Origin of the sequence: Streptomyces sp. NPDC091376 (assembly GCF_044757085.1) — a bacterium.
Lineage (GTDB): Bacteria > Actinomycetota > Actinomycetes > Streptomycetales > Streptomycetaceae > Streptomyces > Streptomyces pratisoli.
Map to the genome: position 1 here is coordinate 1 of NZ_JBIVUF010000055.1, position 5,345 is coordinate 5,345.

A 5,345-nucleotide genomic window follows, 5' to 3' on the forward strand; every position below is an offset into this window, starting at 1 on the left:
AGGAGAGCGACCGGTGAACGCGACGTACGCGTTCATCGAGGCGGAGAAGACCACCCACGGCGTCGCTTTCCTGTGCCGACTGCTCAAGGTGGCCCGCTCCTCCTTCTACGCCTGGCTCGCCGCGGCCGAGACCCGCTCGGCCCGCAAGGCCGCCGACGAGGCCTTGGCCCACGAGATCACCGTCATCCACGTCGGCTCCCGCCACCCCTACGGGGTCCCGCGCATCCATGCCGAGCTGCGGCACCTGGGGCGACGCGTGAACCGCAAGCGGGTCGCCCGCCTGATGCGCGAGCACGGCATCCAGGGAGCCACCGCCACAGGCGACGGTCGCTGACCCGGCCGGACAAGAAGGCGAAGCCGGCCCCCGACCTGATCGGCCGAGACTTCCACGCCGAGACCCCCGGCACGAAGCTGGTCGGCGACATCACCGCCCTGCCCACCGGCGAGGGCTGGCTCTACCTCGCCTGCTGGCTGGACCTGGCCACCCGCGAGGTCGTCGGCTACTCGATGGCCGGCAACCACCGCGCCGAGCTCGTCGTCGACGCGCTGAAGATGGCCGCCGGACGCGGTCGTCTCCAGCCCGGCTGCATAGCGCATTCGGACCGCGGCAGCGAATACACCAGCAGCCACATCCGCCGCCACATAGGCGAGTTGGACCTCCGGCAAAGTTGCGGACGCACCGGATCTTGCTTCGACAATGCCGCCGCGGAGAGTTTCTGGGCCTTGCTCAAAGAAGAGATCGGCACCCGCGTCTGGCCCGACCGGGCCACCGCCCGCGCCGAGGTTTTCGACTGCATCGAGACGTTCTACAACCGCCGCCGACTGCGCAAGCACAAGGTCTTCGGCTACCTCACCCCGGCCGAGACCCGACAGCGGCACCAACACAACCTCGCGGCATAAACATCGAGTGTCCAAGATCACGGGGAAGCTTCACCAACTCCATTAGGTAAGTATCACGGATGTAGCCGCACCAAAACGAGAGCACCCTCAGGGATCAGAGAATCTGGTGGCTCGCGGTCTTGCGTCAGGCGAGAGTCGGCATGCGAGATTGCACTGTCCTGCATCACCCCCCTGTTTTAAGTATCTACAACAGTGCGACATTTGCTCAGTTGACGCTCCCAGCAGGATCCGGTGTTCCCATGCGATGGACGGCTAACGAACTCGGACTACGCCTCGTCGTGTGAAGGGCCGCCGACCGTCTGGCCGGTAGCCGGATAGCCAGACTCTCAGGAGCGGATTCGCTCAAAGACCGCACATCACCCGGCGCTCCTCCCAGGCGCCGGTTTCCTGCGCCATCGAGGTAGCCACTGTGTCACTCGACTCCATCACCAATTCCGTCGACAAGGCTGTCAGCGGGTTCTTCGAGCCCATCGCCGCCTGGCTCGGAGAGATCGTCTTCTTCTCCGTTCGCGTCGGCGGAGCGGACCTGCCCCTCATCGTCGCCTGGCTCGTCATCGCGGGCCTGGTGTTCAGCGGCTGGTTCGGCCTGGTACAGATACGCAAGTTCCGCCTCGCGGTAGACGTGGTGCGCGGGAAGTACGACGAGAAGGGGTCGGCCGGTGAGGTCAATCACTTCCAGGCCCTGACCGCCGCTGTCTCCGGCACGGTCGGTCTCGGCAACATCGCAGGTGTCGCCGTCGCCGTGTCCATCGGCGGTCCCGGCGCGACGTTCTGGATGATCCTCTGCGGCCTGCTGGGTATGGCCACCAAGTTCGTCGAGGTCACCCTGGGAGTGAAGTACCGCGAGGTGCACGCCGACGGCACCGTCTCCGGCGGCCCGATGCACTACCTCCCCAAGGGCCTCGCCGACCGCTTCGGCAAGAACGGCAAGACCCTCGGCAAGGTCCTCGCCGTCCTCGCCTCCTTCATGGTCCTGTTCTTCGGCCTCTTCGGCGGCAACCTCTTCCAGGTCAACCAGAGCTACGCCCAGCTGGTGTCCGTCACCGGTGGCGAGGACGGCGCGCTCGGCTCCTCCGCCGGCGCCCTGTTCTTCGGCATCCTGATCGCCGCGCTCGTCGGCATCGTGCTGCTCGGCGGAATCCGCTCCATCGCCAACGTCACCAGCAAGCTGGTCCCGGCCATGGCGGGCATCTACATCGCCGCCTGCCTGGTCGTCATCCTCGTGAACGTCAGCGCCGTCCCCGACGCCGTCGCCTCGATCATCGAGGGCGCCTTCGCCCCCGAGGGCGTCGCCGGTGGTGTCCTCGGCGCACTGATCATCGGCTTCAAGCGTGCCGCCTTCTCCAACGAGGCCGGCCTCGGCTCCGCCCCGATCGCCCACTCCGCGGTGAAGACCAAGCACCCCGCCAGCGAGGGCCTGGTCGCCCTGCTGGAACCCTTCATCGACACCGTGGTCATCTGCACCATGACGGCCCTGACCATCGTGATCGCCAACCCCGCGAGCTGGGCCGAGGCGCGCGCGGGCGAGTCCATCGGTGGCGTCACCATCACCTCCGACGCCTTCGGCACAGTGCTGCCCTGGTTCCCCTACATCCTCACCGTCGCGGTGATGCTGTTCGCCATCTCGACGGTGCTGACCTGGGGCTACTACTGCCTGAAGGCCTGGACGCACCTCTTCGGCCGCAGCAGGGCCAGCGAGATCACCTTCAAGGTGCTCTACACACTGTTCGCCGTCGCGGGTTCCCTGCTCACGCTGCAGACCCTCATCGACATGGCCGACGCCGTGCTCTTCATGCTGGCCGTCATCAACATCATCGGCCTCTACCTCCTCGCCCCGGTCGTCAAGCGCGAACTGAACTCCTTCCTGGAGTTCGTCCGCGCCCGCAAGGCCGGCGAGACGAACGACGTCGACGACGACCAGGAGCCGGTGAAGACCACCGTCTGACCGCCCCCGCGGCCCGGCTCCTGAGGGGGCCCGCATACGCCCGCGCCTTGCGTATGCGGGCCCCCTCGCCCCATTCCCGCAGATGAAGCGCAGTCTGGTGACAGCCCCTCGATCTGGTTAGGGTGTTAAGAACGCGTCAAAGCGACGCGGGGTGTGCCGGGAAGTCTGGTCGGCGTCAAGGGCGCAGCGTGCCCGCTCCATCGACGGCCCGGAGGCCCCTCCCCATGTCAGACACCCCACGTCAGCGCACCACGTTCCTCGGTCTGCTCCCTCTGCCCGAGCGCAACGCTGTGGCCGACGCGCTGCGCACCGAGACCATCGGCGGTCTGGTGCTGCTCGCCGCGGCAATCGTGGCGCTCATCTGGGCGAACACCCCGTGGAGCGGTGTCTACGAGCAGATACGCGACTTCCACTTCGGGATTCCCGCACTCGGCCTCGACCTCTCGATCGGCCACTGGACCGCTGACGGACTGCTCGCCGTCTTCTTCCTGGTCGCCGGCATCGAGCTCAAGCGAGAGCTGGTCGTCGGCGAACTGCGTACGCCCGCCACGGCCGCACTGCCGGTCATCGCCGCGATCTGCGGGATGGTGGTACCCGCCGCCTTGTACGCGGCCACCGCCACAGCCGGCGGGGGCTCGCCGGCCGGCTGGGCCGTGCCGATGGCCACCGACATCGCCTTCGCGCTCGCTGTCCTGGCCGTCCTGAGCACCCATCTCCCGGCCGCCTTGCGGGCCTTCCTCCTCACCCTCGCCGTCGTCGACGACCTCGGCGCGATCCTGATCATCGCGATCTTCTTCACCAGTGAGCTGAACTTCTGGGCGCTGGGCGGCGCCTTCGCCGGACTGGTCCTCTTCTACGTCCTCCAGCGGTTCCGCGTGCGAGGCTGGTGGTGGTACGCACCCCTCGGCATCGCCATCTGGGCACTGATGTACAACGGCGGAGTCCACGCGACCGTCGCCGGCGTGGCCATGGGCCTGATCCTGCGAACCACCCGCGACAAGGGCGAGGACGCCACACCCGCCGAGAAGACCGCGCACCTGCTGCGCCCGGTGTCGGCGGGAGTGGCAGTACCGCTGTTCGCCCTCTTCGCCGCAGGCGTGACCGTGTCCGGAACGGCACTGGGCGAGGTGTTCACCAGCCCCGAGTCGCTCGGCGTCGTCCTCGGCCTCGTCGTCGGCAAGACGATCGGCATCTTCGCCGGCACGTACCTGGCGGCACGTTTCACCCGCGCCCGTCTCAACCCGGACCTGGAATGGGCGGACGTCTTCTCCCTCGCGGTCCTGGCCGGTATCGGCTTCACCGTCGCCCTGCTCATCGGCGAACTCGCCTTCCCTGATCCCGCCGACGCGGAACGCATCAAGGCCGCGGTGCTCGTCGGATCCCTGATCGCGGTGGGGCTGGCGGCTGTGCTGATCAAACGCCGCAACGCTGTCTACCGCCGCCTCTACGAGGAAGAGACGCGCGACGACGACGCCGACGGCATCCCCGACATCTACCAGCAGGCCGGCGCCGTGCGCGGCAGTGCCGGATCCGACAGGTAAGGAGACGCCTCATGCGCGCTCAGGACCTGGCAAAGCCCTATCCCTTCGTCACTGCGGACGACGACCCGTCCGTCGAGCCGGGCGGCGGTGGGGTCTGTCCAGTAAACGGCCCTGTCTCACTTTCGGTGGTGACGGAGAGTCGTGAGCGTCGTTGACCCTCGCGTGAAGGATGTCAACGAGCTCGTGCAGACGGTGTTCTCGGGCCTGTCCCCGCTGGTCATCGAGGATGTGGTCGACGAAGGCGAGCGGATCGTGGTGCGGGCACGGACTCCGCGGGACACTGCGGTCTGCCCAGTGTGCGGGGCCTCGTCGGAACGCGTGCATGGCTATCACTGGCGGACGGTGGCCGACGTGCCGGTCGATGAACGACGGGTGGTGGTCCGCGTGCGGGTGCAGCGCCTGGTGTGTCCCACGCGCGGCTGCCGCCACACCTTCCGCGAGCAGGTGCCCGGAGTGCTGGACCGATATCAGCGGCGAACCATCCGCCTGACCAGGCAAGTCAAGGCCGTGGTCAAGGAGTTAGCGGGCCGGGCCGGGACGCGTTTGCTGGCGATACTCGCGGTGAGCCTGTCGCGTCACACGGCTCTGCGCACGCTGCTGCGGATCCCGCTGCCCGTCGGGCGGGTGCCCCGTGTGATCGGCGTCGACGACTTCGCTCTGCGCCGGCGTCACCGCTACGCCACCGTGATCATCAACGCCGAGACCCATGAGCGGATCGACGTGCTGCCCGACCGCACGGCCGACACGCTCGAGACGTGGCTGCGTGAGCATCCGGGTGTCGAGGTCGTGTGCCGCGACGGCTCCGCCACCTACGCCGAGGCCATCCGCCGCGCCCTGCCTGACGCGGTCCAAGTCGCTGACCGGTGGCATGTATGGCACAACCTGCGCGAAGCCGCCCTGAGCGAGGTCAAAGCGCACAGCACCTGCTGGGCCGCCGTACTGGACGCACCCATCTATGA

5 protein-coding genes are annotated in these 5,345 nt (G+C 67.8%); all 5 read left to right on the plus strand.

What is annotated here, in order from left to right; genetic code table 11:
• Positions 1-334: IS3 family transposase (locus tag ACIQMR_RS38125; RefSeq protein WP_401397720.1), on the plus strand; the 334-nt coding region annotated here is incomplete at its 5' end.
• A 35-nt stretch (positions 335-369) separates the two neighbouring features.
• On the plus strand, positions 370-900 hold the full coding sequence (locus ACIQMR_RS38130; RefSeq protein WP_401397729.1) for an IS3 family transposase: 531 nt from the start codon (positions 370-372) through the stop codon (positions 898-900).
• Positions 901-1,309: 409 nt separating this feature from the next.
• Entirely contained in the window at positions 1,310-2,845 is a 1,536-nt protein-coding gene (locus tag ACIQMR_RS38135) for an alanine/glycine:cation symporter family protein (protein ID WP_401397723.1), read from the plus strand.
• A gap of 224 nt (positions 2,846-3,069) precedes the next feature.
• Positions 3,070-4,386 (plus strand): Na+/H+ antiporter NhaA, encoded by a 1,317-nt coding sequence (gene nhaA / locus ACIQMR_RS38140; protein WP_401397726.1) that lies wholly within the window; start codon positions 3,070-3,072, stop codon positions 4,384-4,386.
• A 192-nt stretch (positions 4,387-4,578) separates the two neighbouring features.
• On the plus strand, positions 4,579-5,345 hold a 767-nt coding region (locus ACIQMR_RS38145), incomplete at its 3' end, for an ISL3 family transposase (RefSeq protein ID WP_401397732.1).